The sequence below is a fragment of the Pseudomonas sp. B3(2017) genome, from assembly GCF_002113595.1.
In the GTDB taxonomy this organism is placed as follows: Bacteria; Pseudomonadota; Gammaproteobacteria; order Pseudomonadales; family Pseudomonadaceae; genus Aquipseudomonas; species Aquipseudomonas ekonensis.
Genome location: NZ_NEIU01000001.1, coordinates 228,359 through 248,198, shown reverse-complemented (window position 1 = coordinate 248,198; position 19,840 = coordinate 228,359). Strand labels below are relative to the sequence as shown.

The 19,840-nt window shown below is 64.4% G+C and carries 16 protein-coding genes and 1 tRNA gene; 12 read left to right on the top strand and 5 right to left on the bottom strand.

Features of this window, described 5'->3' with window-relative positions:
* Window positions 1-137: 137 nt before the first annotated feature.
* A complete protein-coding gene (locus CAG33_RS01000) occupies window positions 138-989 on the bottom strand; it encodes a DNA-3-methyladenine glycosylase (protein WP_085636618.1) in 852 nt (283 codons plus the stop codon).
* Complete coding sequence (arcD, locus tag CAG33_RS00995; RefSeq protein ID WP_085580509.1) at window positions 986-2,413, bottom strand: arginine-ornithine antiporter; 1,428 nt, start codon at window positions 2,411-2,413, stop codon at window positions 986-988. The genes CAG33_RS01000 and arcD (CAG33_RS00995) overlap by 4 nt, the downstream gene beginning before the upstream one ends.
* Before the next feature lie 450 nt (window positions 2,414-2,863).
* Between arcD (CAG33_RS00995) and arcD (CAG33_RS00990) the strand changes: the two genes are divergently transcribed.
* From arcD (CAG33_RS00990) to CAG33_RS00935, 12 genes are all read left to right on the top strand, one after another.
* Window positions 2,864-4,291, top strand: coding sequence for an arginine-ornithine antiporter (gene arcD / locus CAG33_RS00990; protein WP_085580507.1), 1,428 nt, complete (start codon window positions 2,864-2,866; stop codon window positions 4,289-4,291).
* Between the two features lie 33 nt (window positions 4,292-4,324).
* Window positions 4,325-5,581: an arginine deiminase gene (arcA, locus tag CAG33_RS00985; protein WP_085580505.1), complete on the top strand. Its 1,257-nt coding sequence runs from the start codon at window positions 4,325-4,327 to the stop codon at window positions 5,579-5,581.
* A gap of 68 nt (window positions 5,582-5,649) precedes the next feature.
* Window positions 5,650-6,660, top strand: a complete 1,011-nt coding sequence (locus tag CAG33_RS00980; RefSeq protein ID WP_085580503.1) for an ornithine carbamoyltransferase — start codon at window positions 5,650-5,652, stop codon at window positions 6,658-6,660.
* Window positions 6,661-6,837: 177 nt separating this feature from the next.
* Window positions 6,838-7,767, top strand: coding sequence for a carbamate kinase (arcC, locus tag CAG33_RS00975; protein ID WP_085580501.1), 930 nt, complete (start codon window positions 6,838-6,840; stop codon window positions 7,765-7,767).
* A 61-nt stretch (window positions 7,768-7,828) separates the two neighbouring features.
* Window positions 7,829-8,191, top strand: coding sequence for a DUF5064 family protein (locus tag CAG33_RS00970; protein WP_085580499.1), 363 nt, complete (start codon window positions 7,829-7,831; stop codon window positions 8,189-8,191).
* A gap of 216 nt (window positions 8,192-8,407) precedes the next feature.
* Window positions 8,408-9,916, top strand: coding sequence for a sigma-54-dependent transcriptional regulator (locus tag CAG33_RS00965; protein ID WP_085580497.1), 1,509 nt, complete (start codon window positions 8,408-8,410; stop codon window positions 9,914-9,916).
* Window positions 9,917-10,353: 437 nt separating this feature from the next.
* Complete coding sequence (gene gcvH, locus CAG33_RS00960; protein ID WP_085636616.1) at window positions 10,354-10,737, top strand: glycine cleavage system protein GcvH; 384 nt, start codon at window positions 10,354-10,356, stop codon at window positions 10,735-10,737.
* A gap of 11 nt (window positions 10,738-10,748) precedes the next feature.
* Entirely contained in the window at window positions 10,749-13,601 is a 2,853-nt protein-coding gene (gcvP, locus tag CAG33_RS00955) for an aminomethyl-transferring glycine dehydrogenase (RefSeq protein WP_085636614.1), read from the top strand.
* A 195-nt stretch (window positions 13,602-13,796) separates the two neighbouring features.
* Complete coding sequence (locus CAG33_RS00950; protein WP_085636612.1) at window positions 13,797-15,173, top strand: L-serine ammonia-lyase; 1,377 nt, start codon at window positions 13,797-13,799, stop codon at window positions 15,171-15,173.
* 44 nt (window positions 15,174-15,217) lie between these two features.
* The gene (gcvT, locus tag CAG33_RS00945; RefSeq protein ID WP_085580489.1) at window positions 15,218-16,342 is read left to right on the top strand and encodes a glycine cleavage system aminomethyltransferase GcvT; all 1,125 of its coding nucleotides are present in this window, start codon (window positions 15,218-15,220) and stop codon (window positions 16,340-16,342) included.
* A gap of 404 nt (window positions 16,343-16,746) precedes the next feature.
* A complete protein-coding gene (locus CAG33_RS00940) occupies window positions 16,747-16,959 on the top strand; it encodes a cold-shock protein (RefSeq protein ID WP_085580487.1) in 213 nt (70 codons plus the stop codon).
* A gap of 97 nt (window positions 16,960-17,056) precedes the next feature.
* Window positions 17,057-17,545: an RDD family protein gene (locus CAG33_RS00935; RefSeq protein WP_085580485.1), complete on the top strand. Its 489-nt coding sequence runs from the start codon at window positions 17,057-17,059 to the stop codon at window positions 17,543-17,545.
* A gap of 133 nt (window positions 17,546-17,678) precedes the next feature.
* Here CAG33_RS00935 and nadA read toward each other — a convergent pair whose 3' ends face one another.
* The 3 genes from nadA to queC form a co-directional block, all read right to left on the bottom strand.
* The gene (gene nadA / locus CAG33_RS00930; RefSeq protein ID WP_085636610.1) at window positions 17,679-18,737 is read right to left on the bottom strand and encodes a quinolinate synthase NadA; all 1,059 of its coding nucleotides are present in this window, start codon (window positions 18,735-18,737) and stop codon (window positions 17,679-17,681) included.
* A 271-nt stretch (window positions 18,738-19,008) separates the two neighbouring features.
* Window positions 19,009-19,084, bottom strand: a tRNA-Lys gene (locus CAG33_RS00925).
* Between the two features lie 63 nt (window positions 19,085-19,147).
* Entirely contained in the window at window positions 19,148-19,840 is a 693-nt protein-coding gene (gene queC, locus CAG33_RS00920) for a 7-cyano-7-deazaguanine synthase QueC (RefSeq protein ID WP_085629538.1), read from the bottom strand.

The following is a 19,840-nucleotide window of genomic DNA, read 5'->3' as shown; positions in this document are numbered from 1 at the left end:
CGCCTTCACCGGCGCCATCGCCAGCAGGCTGGCTCCCACAGGGACTGACGGTGCCTACAGATTTTGTGCTCACCGCAAAAACTGTGGGAGCCTGCCTGCTGGCGATGAGGCCGGTGCAGCCGACACAAAACCCGCGATCAATCCCCCCGCCCCAACGACGTCCACAGCACCTGCGCCGCATACCCCCGGTACGGTCGCCAGGCCTCGGCCCGCGCCGTCAGTTCCCGCGCCGTCGGCCGCCGGCCCTCCAGCACCTCCAGCGCCCGCAGCAACCCCACATCCCCGGTCGGAAACCCGTCCATGTCCCGCAATTGGCGCAAGGCGATGTACTGCGCCGTCCAGTCGCCGATGCCGTGCAAGGCCAGCAGCCGCGTCACCCCGGATTCGAACAGCGACGGATCGTCCAGCAGCGCCTGCGCCACGCCGGACAACGTCCGCCCCCGGCTTTTGGGCATGCCCAACGCCGCCAGATCGGCGACCGCCAACACGTCAGCCTCGGGAAAGGCATGGGTCAACCCCGGCACCGGCGAATGGATCGGCTCGCCGTAACGCGCCACCAGTTTCCCCGCCAGACGGATCGCCGCCGTCACCGTGATCTGCTGCCCCAGCACCGCACGGAACGCCAGCTCCAGCCCGTCCCACGCCCCCGGCACCCGCAGTCCCGGCCGTTCGGCGATCAACCGCGCCAACAGCGGGTCCGCCGCCAGGTGCCGCTGCATCCGCACCACATCCGCATCCAGGCCGAACAATCGACGCAAACGCGCGACGATCTCCGGCACCGCCGCCGGCTCGGGAAAATCCAGTTCCACGTCCAGGCCATCCCCGTCACCGGGCCGGACCGACACGCTGCCGCCGACCCCGTTCAAACCGATGATCCGCGAATACACGCCGGCCTCGACCGTCTCCATGCCGGCCACCGCCCGTGCCCCAAGGAATCCGAGCATCGCCGGCCAGTCGTAGGGCGCCTGAACGTCCAGCCGCAGCCTCACAGCGACAGCAGGCCGCTGTACAACCCATACGCCGCCAGCCCGGCCCCGCCGATCACGCAGGTGAAAATCCCCTTCTCCAGCGTGGTGAACAGCGGCTCACCCTGCTCATGCTTGGCCTTGGCGAACAGGATGACGCCGGGCGCGTACAGCAGCGCCGACAGCAGCAGGTACTTCACCCCGCCGGCATACAGCAGCCACACCGCGTAACACAGGGCGATGCCGCCGATGAGCAGGTCCTTGGTGCGCTCGGCCGAGGCGTGCTCGTAGGTTTCGCCCCGGCCGCTGAGCAGCACCGCATAGGCCGCCGACCACAGGTACGGCACCAGAATCATCGACGAGGCGAGATAGATCAGGCTGGTGTAGGTGCCGGCGGAAAACAAGGTGATCAGCAGGAAGATCTGGATCATCACGTTGGTCAGCCACAGCGCGTTGACCGGCACGTGGTTGGCGTTCTCCTTCTTGAGGAACGCCGGCATGGTCTTGTCCCGGGCCGTGGCGAAGAGGATCTCGGCGCACAGCAGCGCCCACGAGAGCAACGCGCCGAGCAGCGACACCGCCAGGCCGATGCTGATCAGCAGCGCGCCCCACGGCCCGACGATGTGCTCCAGCACCGCCGCCAGCGACGGGTTCTGCAGGGTCGCCAGTTCCGGTTGGCTCATGATCCCCAGCGACAGCACGTTCACCAGCACCAGCAGCGCCAGCACGCCGATGAAGCCGATCACCGTGGCCCGGCCGACGTCGCTGCGTTTCTCCGCCCGGGCCGAGTACACGCTGGCCCCTTCGATGCCGATGAACACGAACACCGTCACCAGCATCATGTTGCGCACCTGGTCCATCACCCCGCCGAAGCTGGGGTTGCTGCGGCCCCAGATGTCGCGGGTGAAGACGTCGGCCTTGAACGCCACCGCCGCGATGACGATGAACATCACCAGCGGGACGATCTTGGCCACGGTGGTCAGTTGGTTGATGAACGCCGCCTCCTTGATCCCGCGCATCACCAGAAAGTGCACCGCCCACAGCAGCAGCGACGCGCAGCCGATGGCCACCGGCGTGTTGCCCTGGCCGAACACCGGAAAGAAATAGCCCAGGGTGCTGAACAGCAGCACGAAGTAACCGACGTTGCCCAGCCACGCGCTGATCCAGTAGCCCCAGGCCGACGAGAACCCCATGTAGTCGCCGAAGCCGGCCTTGGCGTAGGCGTACACCCCGGAATCGAGTTCCGGCTTGCGGTTGGCCAGGGTCTGGAACACGAACGCCAGGGTCAGCATGCCGACCGCCGTGATCGCCCAGCCGATCAGGATCGCGCCGGCGTCGGCCCGGGCCGCCATGTTCTGCGGCAGGGAGAAGATGCCCCCGCCGATCATCGAGCCCACCACCAGGGCGATCAGTGCGCCAAGGCGCAGTTTTTGCGTCGGTTGCGACATTCCAGCGTCTCCAGGTTCCCGTGGGTCGAAGGCCGTAAACAGCGTCATGTAACCGTCGTTAATCAAACGGATTCAAGCGTAATAACGTTTATTGGATATCGCCAATAAACCCCTTTTATATATAGCCATTGACTCTAACGGCGAGTGCCGAAAATCAATTTTGTGCGCCATTCGTAATAAATCATTTCTGTACTGAAAACAGATGCGGAAAATTTGCCAAACCGGCAAAACGGACTAGCTTCAACATCCCAAGGGAATACGAGTTATTCCCGTTTTCTCTTGCAGACCCTTCTGCCACGGGCCTTCCAGGCGAGCGACCTTATGCCCTAGGCGAATTCATAAGTCATTCATTTAGCAATGGAATGTGCCCATGAACTGATCTAAGTCAGCTGTTTGACCGACCAACAGACTTAACCTGACGTCTCTCTTCTCCTGCAATGGAGTCATGCAATGTCTGAGTCCTCCGCAAAACTTAAACTCGGTGCGCTGACTGCACTGGTCGTCGGTTCCATGATCGGTGGCGGGATCTTTTCATTGCCGCAGAACATGGCCGTCAGCGCCGATGTCGGCGCCGTGCTGATCGGTTGGGCCATCACCGCCGTCGGCATGCTGACCCTCGCGTTCGTGTTTCAGACCCTGGCCAACCGCAAACCCGACCTGGACGGCGGGGTGTACGCCTACGCCAAGGCCGGCTTCGGCGACTACATGGGCTTCTCCTCGGCCTGGGGCTACTGGATCAGTGCCTGGTTGGGCAACGTCGGTTACTTCGTGCTGCTGTTCAGCACCCTGGGCTACTTCTTCCCGATCTTCGGCGAAGGCAACACAGTCGCCGCGATCATCGGCGCCTCCGTGCTGCTGTGGGCGGTGCACTTTCTGGTGCTGCGCGGCATCAAGGAAGCGGCGTTCATCAACCTGGTGACCACCGTCGCCAAGGTCGTGCCGCTGCTGCTGTTCGTGCTGATCGCGCTGTTCGCCTTCAAGCTGGACATCTTCACCGCCGACATCTGGGGCGCGAAGAACCCGAGCCTCGGCAACGTGATGAACCAGGTGCGCAACATGATGCTGGTCACCGTGTGGGTGTTCATCGGCATCGAGGGCGCGAGCATCTTCTCGGCCCGGGCGGAAAAGCGCACCGACGTCGGTAAGGCCACCGTGATCGGCTTCATCACCGTGCTGCTGTTCCTGGTGCTGGTGAACGTACTGTCGCTGGGGATCATGACCCAGCCGGAACTGGCCAAGCTGCAGAACCCGTCGATGGCCGCCGTGCTCGAGCACGTGGTCGGCCACTGGGGCGCGGTGCTGATCAGCGTCGGCCTGATCATCTCGCTGCTGGGGGCGCTGCTGTCGTGGGTGCTGCTGTGCGCGGAGATCATGTTCGCAGCCGCCAAGGACCACACCATGCCGGAGTTCCTGCGCCGCGAGAACGCCAACCATGTGCCGGCCAACGCCCTGTGGCTGACCAACGCCATGGTGCAGCTGTTCCTGGTGATCACCCTGTTCTCGGCCAGCACCTACCTGTCGCTGATCTACCTCGCCACCTCGATGATCCTGGTGCCCTACCTGTGGTCGGCGGCCTACGCCGTGCTGCTGGCGGTGCGCGGCGAAAGCTACGAGGGCGCGGCGGGCGAGCGGCAGAAAGACCTGATCATCGGCGCCATCGCCCTGCTCTACGCGGTGTGGCTGCTCTATGCCGGCGGCGTGAAGTACCTGCTGCTGTCGGCCCTGCTCTACGCCCCCGGCGCGATCCTGTTCGCCAAGGCCAAGCTTGAAGTCAAGAAACCGGTTTTCACCCCTGTCGAGAAGCTGATTTTCGCCGCAGTGGTCGCGGGCGCCCTGGTGGCTGCCTACGGTCTCTACGACGGCTTCCTGACCCTGTAACCGCGAGATAACCATCTCTGGAGGATCACAGTAATGACCACGGAAAAAGTTAAGTACGGCGTCCATTCCGAAGCCGGCAAACTGCGCAAAGTCATGGTTTGCTCCCCCGGCCTGGCCCACCAGCGGCTGACCCCGAACAACTGCGACGAACTGCTGTTCGACGATGTGATCTGGGTCAACCAGGCCAAGCGCGACCACTTCGACTTCGTCACCAAGATGCGCGAGCGCGGCATCGAAGTCCTGGAAATGCACAACCTGCTGACCGAGACCGTCCAGAACCCCGAAGCGCTGAAATGGATCCTGGACCGCAAGATCACCCCTGACACCGTCGGCGTCGGCCTGACCAACGAAGTGCGCAGCTGGCTCGAAGGCCTGGAGCCGCGCAAGCTGGCCGAGTTCCTGATCGGCGGCGTGGCCGGCGAGGACCTGCCGGACAGCGAAGGCGCCAGCGTGATCAAGATGTACCGCGACTACCTGGGCCACTCCAGCTTCCTGCTGCCGCCGCTGCCCAACACCCAGTTCACCCGCGACACCACCTGCTGGATCTACGGCGGCGTGACCCTCAACCCGATGTACTGGCCGGCCCGCCGCCAGGAAACCCTGCTGGCCACCGCCATCTACAAGTTCCACCCCGAATTCGCCAACGCCGACTTCGAAGTCTGGTACGGCGACCCGGACAAGGACCACGGCCAAGCCACCCTTGAGGGCGGCGACGTCATGCCGATCGGCAACGGCGTGGTGCTGATCGGCATGGGCGAGCGCACCTCGCGCCAGGCCATCGGCCAACTGGCGCAGTCGCTGTTCGCCAAGGGCGCGGTGGAGAAGGTCGTGGTGGCCGGCCTGCCCAAATCCCGCGCGGCGATGCACCTGGACACCGTGTTCAGCTTCTGCGACCGCGACCTGGTGACGGTCTTCCCGGAAGTGGTCAAGGAAATCGTGCCGTTCATCATCCGCCCCGACAGCAGCAAGCCTTACGGCATGGACGTGCGCCGCGAGAACAAATCGTTCATCGAAGTGGTGGCCGACGCCCTCAACCTCAAGCAGCTGCGCGTGGTCGAGACCGGCGGCAACAGCTTCGCCGCCGAGCGCGAACAGTGGGACGACGGCAACAACGTGGTGGCGCTGGAACCGGGCGTGGTCATCGGCTACGACCGCAATACCTACACCAACACCCTGCTGCGCAAGGCCGGCATCGAGGTCATCACCATCAGCGCCGGCGAACTGGGCCGCGGACGCGGCGGCGGCCACTGCATGACCTGCCCGATCGTGCGCGACCCCATCGACTACTAAACGACCATTTTCCCGGCCGCCCCCACCCGGCGCGGCCGGGCCGATCACCGAATCCAAGGAGAATCATCATGGCGTTCAACATCCACAACCGTAACCTGCTCAGCCTGGAACACCACACCGCCCGCGAGCTGCGCTACCTGCTCGACCTCTCCCGCGACCTCAAGCGCGCCAAGTACACCGGCACCGAACAGCAGCACCTCAAGGGCAACAACATCGCCCTGATCTTCGAAAAGACCTCGACCCGCACCCGCTGCGCCTTCGAAGTCGCCGCCTATGACCAAGGCGCCAACGTCACCTACATCGACCCCAACTCCTCGCAGATCGGCCACAAGGAAAGCATGAAGGACACGGCCCGCGTGCTGGGCCGCATGTACGACGCCATCGAGTACCGCGGCTTCAAGCAGGAGATCGTCGAAGAACTGGCCAAGTTCGCCGGGGTGCCGGTGTTCAACGGCCTGACCGACGAATACCACCCGACCCAGATGATCGCCGACGTGCTGACCATGCGTGAGCACGCCGACAAGCCGATCCACGAAATCAGCTACGCCTACCTGGGCGACGCCCGCAACAACATGGGCAACTCGCTGCTGCTGATCGGCGCCAAGCTGGGCATGGACGTGCGAATCAGCGCGCCCAAAGCCCTGTGGCCCCATGACGACCTCGTGGCCCGCTGCAAGAAATACGCGGAAGAAAGCGGTGCGCGCATCACCCTGACCGAAGACCCGAAAGCGGCGGTCAAGGGCGTGGACTTCATCCACACCGACGTCTGGGTGTCGATGGGCGAGCCGGTCGAAGCCTGGGGCGAACGCATCCAGCAACTGCTGCCGTACCAGGTCAACGCCGAACTGATGAAGGCCTCGGGCAACCCGCGCACCAAGTTCATGCACTGCCTGCCGGCGTTCCACAACAGCGACACCAAGGTCGGCAAACAGATCGCCGAGCAGTACCCGCACCTGGCCAACGGCATCGAGGTGACCGACGACGTGTTCGAATCGCCGGCCTGCATCGCCTTCGAGCAAGCGGAAAACCGCATGCACACCATCAAGGCGATCCTGGTCTCGACCCTGGCCGACCTGTAAACCGGCGAAGCTCCCACTGACGCGACACGGTCACTGTGGGAGCTGGCTTGCCAGCGATAGCGGTGTGTCAGCCAAAGACAATGCTGACTGCCCCGTCGCCATCGCGGGCAAGCCCGGCTCCTACAGTGACCGCACTTGTTCCGTCTGACCTTATTGCTATTCAGAAGGACTCGCACCATGCGTATCGTCGTTGCTCTGGGCGGTAACGCCCTGCTCCGCCGGGGTGAACCCATGACCGCGGACAACCAGCGCGCCAACATCCGGATCGCCACCGAGCAGATCGCCAAGATCCATCCCGGCAACCAACTGGTCATCGCCCACGGCAATGGCCCGCAAGTGGGCCTGCTGTCGCTGCAGGCGGCGGCCTACACCTCGGTCACCCCTTACCCGCTGGACGTGCTCGGCGCCGAGACCGAAGGCATGATCGGCTACATCATCGAACAGGAACTGGGCAACCTGCTGGACTTCGAAGTGCCGTTCGCCACCCTGCTCACCCAGGTCGAGGTGGACGCCAAGGATCCGGCCTTCCAGAATCCCACCAAACCCATCGGCCCGGTCTACGGCAAGGCGGAGGCCGAGAAGCTGGCCGCCGAAAAAGGCTGGGCGATCGCCCCGGACGGCGACAAGTTCCGCCGCGTGGTGGCCAGCCCGCGGCCCAAGCGCATCTTCGAGATCCGCCCGATCAAGTGGCTGCTGGACAAGGGCAGCATCGTGATCTGCGCCGGCGGCGGCGGCATCCCGACCATGTACGACGAAAACCGCAACCTCAAGGGCATCGAGGCGGTGATCGACAAGGATCTGTGCTCGTCGCTGCTGGCCGAACAGCTGGACGCCGACCTGTTGGTGATCGCCACCGACGTCAACGCGGCCTACATCGACTTCAACAAGCCGACCCAGAAGGCCATCGCCCAGGCCCACCCGGACGAACTGGAACGCCTGGGCTTCGCCGCAGGCTCCATGGGGCCGAAGGTGCAGGCAGCCTGCGAATTCGCGCGCCATACTGGCAAGGTCGCGGTGATCGGTTCGCTCGCGGACATCGAAGCCATCGTCCAGGGCACCGCCGGTACGCGGGTCAGCACGGCAGCGCCGGGCATCACCTACCGATAAAAAGAAACGGCGGGGCAGATCGAAGGTCTGCCCTTCTCCCATGCCTTGAAAGGAGAGAACCATGGCCCAATTCGAACCCGGCCGTCTGCACATCGAGCGGCACGCGCTGGACAAGAACGACGTCAGCTACGAAATCAGCCTGACCTACGAGGTCTTCCAGGATCCGCACAAAGGCAAGGGAATGCAGTTCAGGATGCACGGGACGATCCAGGGCAAGACGGTGGACGAGCCGTTCTTCCTGCCCAAGGAAGAAGCCTACAACTTCGCCCGCAACGTGACGCAGATCGCCGAGAAGTACGGCATTCCCAAGACCCACAGCAGCATTGGCTCGATGCACAAGATGTACGACGACATGTTCGAGGACGTGCGCAAGCAACTGAACATGAAGTCCGGCGACGCGGTGAACCCCGAGCATTTCGAATAGCCCCGATCCTCAGGACACCCCAAATCCCTGTAGGAGCGAGCCTGCTCGCGATGGCGCAATGTCAGGCGACATCCGTGTCGACTGTCGAACCGCAATCGCGAGCAGGCTCGCTCCTACAGGGACCGGCGTCGTCCCGACCGCTGCGACAGGTTTCACCATCCCCCCGCCCCAAGGCATACTTGCCACCCTCCGCACCGCAGAACACTGAACCGCCCCATGCGTATCCACGTCAGCTTCATCGACCGCGTCGGCATCACCCAGGAAGTCCTGGCCCTGCTCGGCGGGCGCAACCTCAACCTGGATGCGGTGGAGATGGTGCCGCCCAACGTCTACATCGACGCGCCGACCCTCAGCCCGCAAGTGCTCGAAGAGCTCAAGGACGCGCTGTTCCGCGTGCGCGGCGTGGAGGCGGTGACGGTGGTCGACATCCTGCCCGGCCAGCGCCGGCACCTGCAGCTCGACGCCTTGCTCGCCGCGATGACCGACCCGGTGCTGGCCCTGGACAGCGCCGGCAAGGTGCTGCTGGCCAACCCGGCGCTGATCGCGCTGTACGGCCGGGAGCCGGCGGGCGAGAGCGTCGCCGAACTGTTCAACGACCCGGGCCTGCTGGACGCCCTGCTCGAACACGGTTTCCGCCTGCCGCTGCGGGAAATCACCGTCAACGGCCAGACCCTGCTGCTGGACGCCACGCCGATCACCGACGCCGGCGCCCTGCTGACCCTGTACCAACCCAACCGCATCGGCGAACAGCTCTCGGCCCTGCACCACGACCACGCCGAAGGCTTCGACGCGCTGCTGGGCGATTCCCCCGCCATCCGCACCCTCAAGGCCCGGGCGCAGCGGGTGGCGGCCCTCGATGCGCCGCTGCTGATCCAGGGCGAGACCGGCACCGGCAAGGAACTGGTGGCCCGCGCCTGCCACGCCATCAGCGCCCGGCACAGCGCGCCGTTCCTGGCCCTCAACTGCGCGGCGCTGCCGGAGAACCTCGCCGAGAGCGAACTGTTCGGCTACGCCCCCGGCGCCTTCACCGGTGCCCAGCGCGGCGGCAAGCCGGGGCTGATGGAACTGGCCAACCAGGGCACGGTGTTCCTCGACGAGATCGGCGAGATGTCGCCGTACCTGCAGGCCAAGCTGCTGCGCTTTCTCAACGACGGCAGTTTCCGCCGGGTCGGCGGCGACCGCGAGGTGAAGGTCGATGTGCGGATCCTCAGCGCCACCCACCGCGACCTGGAGAAAATGGTCAGCGAAGGCCTGTTCCGCGAAGACCTGTTCTACCGCCTCAACGTGCTCAACGTCGAAGTGCCGCCGCTGCGCGAGCGCGGCCAGGACATCCTGCTGCTGGCCCGCCACTTCATGCAGCAGGCCTGCGCGCAGATCCAGCGCCCGGTCTGCCGCCTGGCGCCCGGCACCTATCCGGCCCTGCTCGGCAACCGCTGGCCGGGCAACGTGCGGCAACTGCAGAACGTGATCTTCCGCGCCGCCGCGATCTGCGAAAGCAGCCTGGTGGACATCGGCGACCTCGACATCGCCGGCACCTCGGTGGCGCGCCAGGCCGACACCGACGTCGACAGCCTCGAACAGGCCGTCGAAGCCTTCGAGAAATCCCTGCTCGAAACCCTCTACGTCAGCTACCCCTCGACCCGCCAACTGGCCAGCCGTCTGCAGACCTCCCACACGGCCATCGCCCATCGCCTGCGCAAGTACGGCATTCCCAACAAGCCCTGAGCCGGTGCGCCGTTCTTGCGCACGCCGTCGCCAGCAGGCTGGCTCCCACAGGAATCCAGGCTGTGCGCAACAGCCTGGACACAGCAAACATTTTGGGAGCCAGCCTGCTGGCGATGGCGCCACCAAAGGCCTCCGCAGCCCAAAAGCGACCTCCAACTGTACTGAAAGCGCTACAGCGGAACGATATCGATACACCCGCCTGCAGCCACCGCCGCGCAAGGCTTTGATCCGGTTCAGCTTTTCTCCCCGCCCCCAGCTGTAGCGATTTCGCTACAGCGAGTCGATCCCAGACTCCCTTACATCTATCTAACTCATTGATTTAAAACGATAAATAAACATTGGCCGCGTTCTTGCTTAGTACCCATCCATAAACAAGGGCTTTATTGCCCCAGCCTTCCACCGCGTCCACCGGACGAGTCCGGCCCCTAGGAGTTTCCATGAGCGAGTTGCGTTTCACTGAAGATCACGAATGGCTGCGCGCCGAAGCTGACGGCACCGTCACGGTCGGCATCACCGCTTTCGCGCAGAACGCCCTGGGCGACGTGGTCTACGTTCAGTTGCCGGAGCTTCAGGCCTACGAAAAAGGCGCCGAGGCCGCCACGGTGGAATCGGTGAAGGCGGCCAGCGGCGTGTACATGCCGCTGGACGGTGAGGTCGTCGCCGTCAACGAACTGCTCAACGACAGCCCGGAACAAGTCAACGAAGACCCGCTGGGCGACGGCTGGTTCTTCCGCTTCAAGCCGAGCGACGCCAGCGCCGTCGGCAAACTGCTGGACCAGGACGCCTACGACCGTTTGCTCAAAGCCAACGCCGACGCCTGAGGAGACCGGACATGACTCAAGTGAACCTGACCACCGCCAACGAATTCATCGCCCGTCACATCGGCCCGCGCGCCGGCGACGAGCAGGCCATGCTCAACAGCCTCGGCTTCGACTCCCTCGAAGCCCTGAGCGCCAGCGTCATCCCGGAAAGCATCAAGGGCACCAGCGTGCTGGGCCTGGACGACGGCCTGAGCGAAGCCCAGGCCCTGGCCGCGATCAAGGCCATCGCCGGCCAGAACCAACTGTTCAAGACCTACATCGGCCAGGGCTACTACAACTGCCACACGCCGTCGCCGATCCTGCGCAACCTGCTGGAGAACCCGGCCTGGTACACCGCCTACACCCCGTACCAGCCGGAGATCTCCCAGGGCCGCCTCGAAGCGCTGCTGAACTTCCAGACCCTGATCAGCGACCTCACCGGCCTGCCGATCGCCAACGCCTCCCTGCTCGACGAAGCCACCGCCGCCGCCGAAGCCATGACCTTCTGCAAGCGCCTGAGCAAGAACAAGGGCAGCCACCAGTTCTTCGCCTCGATCCACAGCCATCCGCAGACCCTCGACGTGCTGCGCACCCGTGCCGAGCCGCTGGGCATCGACGTGGTCGTGGGCGACGAGCGTGAACTGACCGACGTGACCCCGTTCTTCGGCGCCCTGCTGCAATACCCGGCGAGCAACGGCGACGTGTTCGACTACCGTGAGCTGACCGAGCGCTTCCACGCCGCCAACGCCCTGGTGGCCGTGGCCGCCGACCTGCTGGCCCTGACCCTGCTGACCCCGCCGGGCGAGTTCGGCGCCGACGTGGCCATCGGCAGCGCCCAGCGCTTCGGCGTGCCGCTGGGCTTCGGCGGCCCGCACGCGGCGTACTTCTCCACCAAGGACGCGTTCAAGCGCGACATGCCGGGCCGCCTGGTCGGCGTGTCGGTCGACCGCTTCGGCAAGCCGGCCCTGCGCCTGGCCATGCAGACCCGCGAGCAGCACATCCGCCGCGAGAAAGCCACCTCGAACATCTGCACCGCGCAAGTGCTGCTGGCCAACATCGCCAGCATGTACGCCGTTTACCACGGCCCCAAAGGCCTGACCCAGATCGCCAACCGCGTGCACCACCTGACCGCTATCCTCGCCCAAGGCCTGAGCGCCCTGGGCCTGAACGTCGAGCAGGCGCACTTCTTCGACACCCTGACCTTGGCCACCGGCGCGCAGACCGCCGCGCTGCACGACAAGGCCCGTGCCCAGCGCATCAACCTGCGCGTGGTCGATGCCCAGCGCCTGGGCCTGTCGGTGGACGAAACCACCACCCAGGCCGACATCGAGAGCCTGTGGGCGCTGTTCGCCGACGGCAAGGCCCTGCCGGACTTCGCCGCCCTCGCCGCCTCGGCGCAAGGCACCCTGCCGGCGGCGCTGGTGCGCCAATCGCCGATCCTCAGCCACCCGGTGTTCAACCGCTACCACTCCGAAACCGAGCTGATGCGCTACCTGCGCAAGCTGGCGGACAAGGACCTGGCGCTCGACCGCACCATGATCCCGCTGGGCTCGTGCACCATGAAGCTCAACGCCGCCAGCGAAATGATCCCGGTGACCTGGGCCGAATTCGGCGCCCTGCACCCGTTTGCCCCGGCCGAGCAGAGCGCCGGCTACCAGCAACTGACCTCTGAGCTGGAAGCGATGCTTTGCGCCGCCACCGGCTACGACGCGGTGTCCCTGCAGCCGAACGCCGGCTCCCAGGGTGAATACGCCGGCCTGCTGGCGATCCGCGCCTACCACCAGAGCCGTGGCGACGAGCGCCGCGACATCTGCCTGATCCCGTCGTCGGCCCACGGCACCAACCCGGCCACCGCCCACATGGCCGGCATGCGCGTGGTGGTGACCGCGTGCGACGCCCGCGGCAACGTCGACATCGAAGACCTGCGCGCCAAGGCCATCGAGCACCGCGAGCACCTCGCCGCGCTGATGATCACCTACCCGTCCACCCACGGCGTGTTCGAGGAAGGCATCCGCGAAATCTGCGCGATCATCCACGACAACGGCGGCCAGGTGTACATCGACGGCGCCAACATGAACGCCATGGTCGGCCTCTGCGCACCGGGCAAGTTCGGCGGCGACGTGTCGCACCTGAACCTGCACAAGACTTTCTGCATCCCTCACGGCGGCGGCGGCCCTGGCGTCGGCCCGATCGGCGTCAAGTCGCACCTGGCCCCGTTCCTGCCCGGCCACGCCGAGATGGCGCGCAAGGAAGGCGCGGTCTGCGCGGCGCCGTTCGGCAGCGCCAGCATCCTGCCGATCACCTGGATGTACATCCGCATGATGGGCGGCGCCGGCCTCAAGCGCGCCTCGCAGCTGGCGATCCTCAACGCCAACTACATCTCGCGCCGCCTCGAAGAGCACTACCCGGTGCTCTACACCGGCAGCAACGGCCTGGTGGCCCACGAGTGCATCCTGGACCTGCGTCCGCTCAAGGACAGCAGCGGCATCAGCGTCGATGACGTCGCCAAGCGCCTGATCGACTTCGGCTTCCACGCCCCGACCATGTCGTTCCCGGTGGCCGGCACGCTGATGATCGAGCCGACCGAAAGCGAATCCAAGGAAGAGCTGGATCGCTTCTGCGACGCCATGATCCGCATCCGCGAAGAGATCCGCGCGGTGGAGAACGGCACCCTGGACAAGGACGACAACCCGCTCAAGAACGCCCCGCACACCGCGGCGGAGCTGGTCGGCGAGTGGACTCACCCGTACAGCCGCGAGCAGGCGGTGTACCCGGTGGCGTCGCTGGTCGAGGCCAAGTACTGGCCGCCGGTCGGCCGCGTCGACAACGTGTTCGGCGACCGCAACCTGGTCTGCGCCTGCCCGTCGATCGAAAGCTACGCTTGAGACAGGGCGGGACCGGTTCGCCGGTTCCGCCTGCACCGCAGCCCCCTGTGGGAGCGAGCCTGCTCGCGATAGCGGTATGTCAGTCAAACAATGCATCGACTGAAGCACCGCTATCGCGAGCAGGCTCGCTCCTGCAAGGGAATGCGGCAACCCAGATTCCGCTGATACCCCATAACAAGAAACCGGAGAACAACCATGTCGTTAAGCGTGTTCGACCTGTTCAAGATCGGCATCGGCCCCTCCAGCTCCCACACCGTCGGCCCGATGCGCGCCGCCGCGCGCTTCGTCGAGGGCCTGCGCCGGGACAACCTGCTGACCGCCACCGCCTGCGTGAAGGTCGAGCTGTACGGATCCCTCGGCGCCACCGGCAAGGGGCACGGCAGCGACAAGGCCGTGCTGCTGGGCCTTGAAGGCGAACATCCGGACACCGTCGACACCGACACCGTCAGCGCCCGCTTGGCCGACATCCGCGCCAGCGGCCGCCTCAACCTGCTCGGCGAACACAGCCTCGCGTTCAACGAGAAAGAACACCTGGCGATGATCCGCAAGCCCCTGCCCTACCACCCCAACGGCATGATCTTCCGCGCGTTCGACGCCGCCGGCCTGCAGATCCGCAGCCGCGAGTACTACTCGGTGGGCGGCGGTTTCGTGGTCGACGAGGACGCCGCCGGAGCCGACCGCATCGTCGAGGACGCCACCCCGTTGACCTTCCCGTTCAAGACCGCCAAGGAACTGCTCGGCCACTGCGCCACCTACGGGCTGTCGATCAGCCAGGTGATGCTGACCAACGAAAGCGCCTGGCGCCCCGAAGCGGAAACCCGCGCCGGCCTGCTGAAGATCTGGCAAGTGATGCAGGACTGCGTGGCCGCCGGCTGCCGCAACGAAGGCATCCTGCCGGGGGGCCTGAAGGTCAAGCGCCGGGCGGCGGCGCTGCACCGGCAACTGTGCAAGAACCCGGAATCGTCGCTGCGCGATCCGCTGTCGGTGCTGGACTGGGTCAACCTCTACGCCCTGGCCGTCAACGAGGAAAACGCCTACGGCGGACGGGTCGTCACCGCACCGACCAACGGCGCAGCCGGGATCATCCCGGCCGTGCTGCATTACTACATGCGCTTCATCCCCGGCGCCAACGACGACGGCGTGGTGCGCTTCCTGCTGACGGCGGCGGCCATCGGCATCCTGTACAAGGAAAACGCCTCGATCTCCGGCGCCGAAGTCGGCTGCCAGGGCGAAGTCGGCGTGGCCTGCTCGATGGCCGCCGGCGCCTTGTGCGAAGTCCTCGGCGGCAGCGTGCAGCAAGTGGAGAACGCCGCGGAGATCGGCATGGAGCACAACCTCGGCCTGACCTGCGACCCCATCGGCGGCCTGGTGCAAGTGCCCTGCATCGAACGCAACGCCATGGGCTCGGTGAAGGCGATCAACGCCGTGCGGATGGCCATGCGCGGAGACGGCCAGCACTTCGTCTCCCTCGACAAGGTCATCCGCACCATGCGCCAGACCGGCGCCGACATGAAAAGCAAATACAAAGAGACCGCCCGCGGCGGTCTGGCAGTCAACATTATCGAATGCTGATGCCTGCGCGCATCGGCAGCAGCCCACCTTCCAAGGAGTTGAAGATGTCCACCGAACAATTGTCGAAAACCCCGCTCCACGCCCTGCACCTGGAACTCGGCGCCCGCATGGTGCCGTTCGCCGGCTACGACATGCCGGTGCAGTACCCGCTGGGCGTGATGAAGGAACACCAGCACACCCGTGAACAGGCCGGCCTGTTCGATGTCTCGCACATGGGCCAGATCCGCCTGACCGGCGCCGGCGCCGCCAAGGCCCTGGAGAGCCTGGTGCCGGTGGACATCATCGACCTGCCGGTGGGCATGCAGCGCTATGCGATGTTCACCAACGAAACCGGCGGCATCCTGGACGACCTGATGGTGGCCAACCTGGGCAACGACGAACTGTTCCTGGTGGTCAACGCCGCCTGCAAGGATCAGGACCTGGCCCACCTGCAAAAACACATCGGCGGCCAATGCACCATTGAGGCGCTGTTCGAGGAGCGTGCGCTCCTCGCCTTGCAAGGCCCGGCGGCGGTGACCGTGCTGGCGCGCCTGGCGCCGGAGGTGGCGAAAATGACCTTCATGCAGTTCACCCGCGTGAACCTGCTGGGCGTGGACTGCTTCGTCAGCCGTTCGGGCTACACCGGTGAGGACGGCTATGAAATCTCGGTGCCGGCCGCCGACGCGGAAAAGCTCGCCCGCGCCTTGCTGGCCGAACCGGAAGTCCAGGCCATCGGCCTCGGCGCCCGCGATTCGCTGCGCCTGGAAGCCGGTCTGTGCCTGTACGGCCACGACATGAACACCGACACTACCCCCATCGAAGCCAGCCTGCTGTGGGCCATCTCCAAGCCCCGCCGTGCCGACGGCGCACGGGCCGGCGGCTTCCCGGGCGCGGACAACGTGTTCACCCAGCAGCAGAACGGCGTGGCACGCAAACGCGTCGGCCTGCTGCCCCAGGAGCGCACGCCGGTGCGCGAAGGCGCGGAAATCGTCAATGAAGCGGGCGAAATCATCGGCAGCGTGTGCAGCGGCGGTTTCGGCCCGACCCTGGGCGGGCCGGTGGCGATGGGTTACCTCGACAGCGCCTATGTCACCCTCGACACGCCGGTCTGGGCCATCGTGCGTGGGAAAAAGGTGCCAATGCTTGTAAGCAAAATGCCATTTGTTCCACAACGCTACTATCGCGGCTGATTGACTGTTTCTATAAGTAACGCGATTGCGTTATGCGTGCACTAATGTGTAACGCAATCGCCATAAAACAGTGCATTGATTTAACAGCCGATTCGAATATGAACTTGGCTTATAACGATCGAAAACAATTGAACAACGCAATCGTCTAAGCCTGCGCCCGCGTACCGGTAAGTGGCGGCAAGCTCAGGAAAACCGGGGGCTTCACAGGGCTTGTTTTTCCTCCCGTAGTTGGCGTAGAGTTTGCCCACTGTGTTTGCATGGGTCAGCTTGGAATCGTGACCTGGGCAGTAGCCTACAAGTTAGCTACATCCCGTTCGACGTCTTCTTACTCTCCTGCAACCAGCCCCAGTACTCTTTCATGAGAAAGAGACTGTCATCAATTTTTGCGTCAAAGGAAATAAGAAATGTCCACACGTCAGAGCGGCACCGTCAAGTGGTTTAACGACGAGAAAGGTTTTGGTTTTATCACTCCAGAAAGCGGTCCGGATCTGTTCGTGCATTTCCGCGCCATCCAGGGCAGCGGCTTCAAGAGCCTGAAAGAAGGCCAGAAAGTGACCTTCGTTGCCGTGCAAGGCCAGAAAGGCATGCAGGCTGATGAAGTCATCGCAGAAGGCTGATCTTCTGTAACGAAAAAGCCCCTGATATTGATATCAGGGGCTTTTTTGTGCGCGCGAATCCGTAAAATGGCGCTTCATTTTCCGTCCAGAGGCTGCCATGTCGAAACACCTGCTCTCCCCCCAGGGCGACTTTCCCGCCGTCGGCCTGGGCCGTCGCCTGGCAGCGATGTTCTATGACTTCCTGCTCTGCACCGCCCTGCTGATCGTCACCGGCGGCATCTACAAGATGATCCAGGCCGCCCTCATCGGCGAGGAACGCCTGCGGGTGATGACCGATGCCGGCCAGCTGGACGGCGATCCCCTCTATTCCACCGTGCTGTTGCTGGTGCTGTTCGGCTTCTTCGCCAAGTTCTGGACCCACGCCGGCCAGACCCTAGGCATGCAGGTGTGGGGCATCCGCGTGCAGAACGCCGACGGCACCGCCATCAGCCTGTGGCAGGCGCTGCTGCGCTTCATGGTGTCGATGGCGTCGTGGCTGTGCCTGGGGCTGGGGTTCTTCTGGTCGCTGTTCGACAAGCAAAAGCGCACCTGGCACGACATCTATTCCGATACCCGCGTGGTGCGGATCCCGAAAAAGGCCAAGTGATCCTTGGCGCAGAAACGACTGCAGGAGCGAGCCTGCTCGCGATGGCGGTGCGTCAGTCGATGGATTATTTGACTGACATACCGTAATCGCGAGCAGGCTCGCTCCTGCATCACGGGCGGCCGGAACTCAGGTTTCAGGCGTTGCCGGCCAGCTTCATGCGCGCCGCCTGGGTGAAGTCCAGCATGCGCTTGAGCGGGCGGATCGCCTGCGGAATCAGCGCCGGGTCGACGAAGATCTCGCCGGTGCCCTCTTTAAGGCACTTGAGCGTGCGCTCAAGCGTGTTCATGGCCATCCACGGGCAATGCGCGCAGCTGCGGCAGGCGGCGCCGTTGCCGGCGGTAGGCGCCTCGATGAAGACCTTGTCCGGGCACACCTGCTGCATCTTGTAGAAGATGCCGCGGTCGGTGGCGACGATCAGGGTCTTGTGCGGCAGCGTCTTGGCCGCGGCGATCAACTGGCTGGTGGAACCGACGGCGTCCGCCAGCTCGATGACCGACGTCGGCGATTCCGGGTGCACCAGAATGGCCGCGTCCGGGTACAGCGCCTTCATGTCTTCGAGCTGCTTGGCCTTGAACTCTTCGTGAACGATGCAGGCACCGTCCCACAGCAGCATGTCGGCGCCGGTCTGGCGCTGGATGTAGGTGCCCAGGTGCTTGTCCGGGCCCCAGATGATGGTCTCGCCGTTGTCCATCAGGCTCTCGACGATCTCCAGCGCGCAGCTGGACGTCACCACCCAGTCGGCCCGCGCCTTCACCGCCGCCGACGTGTTGGCGTACACCACCACCGTGCGCTCCGGGTGCTGGTCGCAGAACGCCGAGAACTCATCCACCGGGCACCCCAGGTCCAGGGAACAGGTGGCGTCCAGCGTCGGCATCAGCACGCGCTTTTCCGGGTTAAGGATCTTGGCGGTCTCGCCCATGAACTTCACGCCGGCCACCACCACGGTCTTGGCCGGGTGGGCATTGCCGAAGCGGGCCATCTCCAGGGAATCGGACACGCAGCCGCCGGTCTCTTCGGCCAGGGCCTGGATGACCGGATCGCAATAGAAGTGGGCAACCAGCACGGCGTCCTGAGCCTTGAGCTCGGCGGCGATGGCGGAACGGTAGTGAGCCTCTTCCTCGGCCGTCAGCGGCTTGGGCTGCTTGGCATCGAGGTGGGCTTGAACCAGAAGGCGTTCGGAAATCTGCGTCATGTTCGCAAGACCTGCAGGCGCATTCGCGCGAAAGTCGAGTATACACCCGGCTCCGGACCACTTGAGGGCACCGCCGGGAGAGTGAGTGTCATCAGGCACGGACAGCATTGAAGCTGCGCAAGGCTACAGAATATCCCGTTGATGCAAAAGATGATTCTGACCTGCGTCACGGCAGGTCGGCACCGGGTCGGGCATGCCCGAATCGCAGGCAAAAAAAAATCCGGAAATCCTCACTTGCGTGGGCCTTCCAGACTTTTTGAAACTTCGAAAATGGTGGGTCGTGTAGGATTCGAACCTACGACCAATTGGTTAAAAGCCAACTGCTCTACCAACTGAGCTAACGACCCGCTTCGTTGTGGCGCGTATAATACTGATTTTTAAGGACTATTCAACACCTAATTTGAAAAAAATCAAAAATAAGGGGTTGGATCGCTGATTCCGGCCGCTGCGAAGCCGTCTGCGCGCAGGCGGCAGCTGTCGCACTTGCCGCACGCACGGCCCTCATCGTCAGCCTGATAGCAGGAAACGGTCAGCCCGTAATTCACGCCCAGCTTCACACCGGCCTGAACGATCTGTGCCTTGCTCAGGTTCTGCAGCGGTGCCTGGATGCGGAAACCGTTGCCTTCCACGCCAGCCTTGGTCGCGAGATTGGCCATGCGCTCGAACGATTCGATGAACTCGGGACGGCAGTCCGGGTAACCGGAATAGTCCACCGCGTTGACGCCGATGAAGATATCGCGAGCCCCGAGCACTTCCGCCCAACCCAATGCCAACGACAGGAACACGGTGTTGCGCGCCGGCACGTAAGTCACCGGAATGCCCTCGCCCAGCTCCTCCGGAATGTCGATGCTGCTGTCGGTCAGCGCCGAACCGCCCATGCCGTTCAGGTTCAGGCCGATCACCTTATGCTCGATCACGCCCAGGTCACGAGCCACCCGAGCGGCAGCATGCAATTCGGCGTGGGAGCGCTGACCGTAGTCGAAGCTCATGGTGTAGCAGCTGTAGCCCTCTGCACGGGCCATCGCCACGACGGTCGCGGAGTCCAGGCCACCGGACAGCAGAATGACCGCGCGTTTTTCAGTGGTGTTCAGTTGTTCAGTCAT

What these genes read in the sequence shown, in the direction of transcription:
- arcA (WP_085580505.1), top strand. Translation starts at nt 4,325, where the DNA reads ATGACCACGGAAAAAGTTAAGTACGGCGTCCATTCCGAAGCCGGCAAA.
- CAG33_RS00940 (WP_085580487.1), top strand. Translation starts at nt 16,747, where the DNA reads ATGTCCACACGTCAGAGCGGCACCGTCAAGTGGTTTAACGACGAGAAA.
- CAG33_RS00950 (WP_085636612.1), top strand. Translation starts at nt 13,797, where the DNA reads ATGTCGTTAAGCGTGTTCGACCTGTTCAAGATCGGCATCGGCCCCTCC.
- CAG33_RS00935 (WP_085580485.1), top strand. Translation starts at nt 17,057, where the DNA reads ATGTCGAAACACCTGCTCTCCCCCCAGGGCGACTTTCCCGCCGTCGGC.
- arcD (WP_085580507.1), top strand. Translation starts at nt 2,864, where the DNA reads ATGTCTGAGTCCTCCGCAAAACTTAAACTCGGTGCGCTGACTGCACTG.
- gcvH (WP_085636616.1), top strand. Translation starts at nt 10,354, where the DNA reads ATGAGCGAGTTGCGTTTCACTGAAGATCACGAATGGCTGCGCGCCGAA.
- nadA (WP_085636610.1), bottom strand. Translation starts at nt 18,737, where the DNA reads ATGACGCAGATTTCCGAACGCCTTCTGGTTCAAGCCCACCTCGATGCC.
- gcvP (WP_085636614.1), top strand. Translation starts at nt 10,749, where the DNA reads ATGACTCAAGTGAACCTGACCACCGCCAACGAATTCATCGCCCGTCAC.
- gcvT (WP_085580489.1), top strand. Translation starts at nt 15,218, where the DNA reads ATGTCCACCGAACAATTGTCGAAAACCCCGCTCCACGCCCTGCACCTG.
- CAG33_RS00965 (WP_085580497.1), top strand. Translation starts at nt 8,408, where the DNA reads ATGCGTATCCACGTCAGCTTCATCGACCGCGTCGGCATCACCCAGGAA.
- CAG33_RS00970 (WP_085580499.1), top strand. Translation starts at nt 7,829, where the DNA reads ATGGCCCAATTCGAACCCGGCCGTCTGCACATCGAGCGGCACGCGCTG.
- arcD (WP_085580509.1), bottom strand. Translation starts at nt 2,413, where the DNA reads ATGTCGCAACCGACGCAAAAACTGCGCCTTGGCGCACTGATCGCCCTG.
- queC (WP_085629538.1), bottom strand. Translation starts at nt 19,840, where the DNA reads ATGACTGAACAACTGAACACCACTGAAAAACGCGCGGTCATTCTGCTG.
- CAG33_RS00980 (WP_085580503.1), top strand. Translation starts at nt 5,650, where the DNA reads ATGGCGTTCAACATCCACAACCGTAACCTGCTCAGCCTGGAACACCAC.
- arcC (WP_085580501.1), top strand. Translation starts at nt 6,838, where the DNA reads ATGCGTATCGTCGTTGCTCTGGGCGGTAACGCCCTGCTCCGCCGGGGT.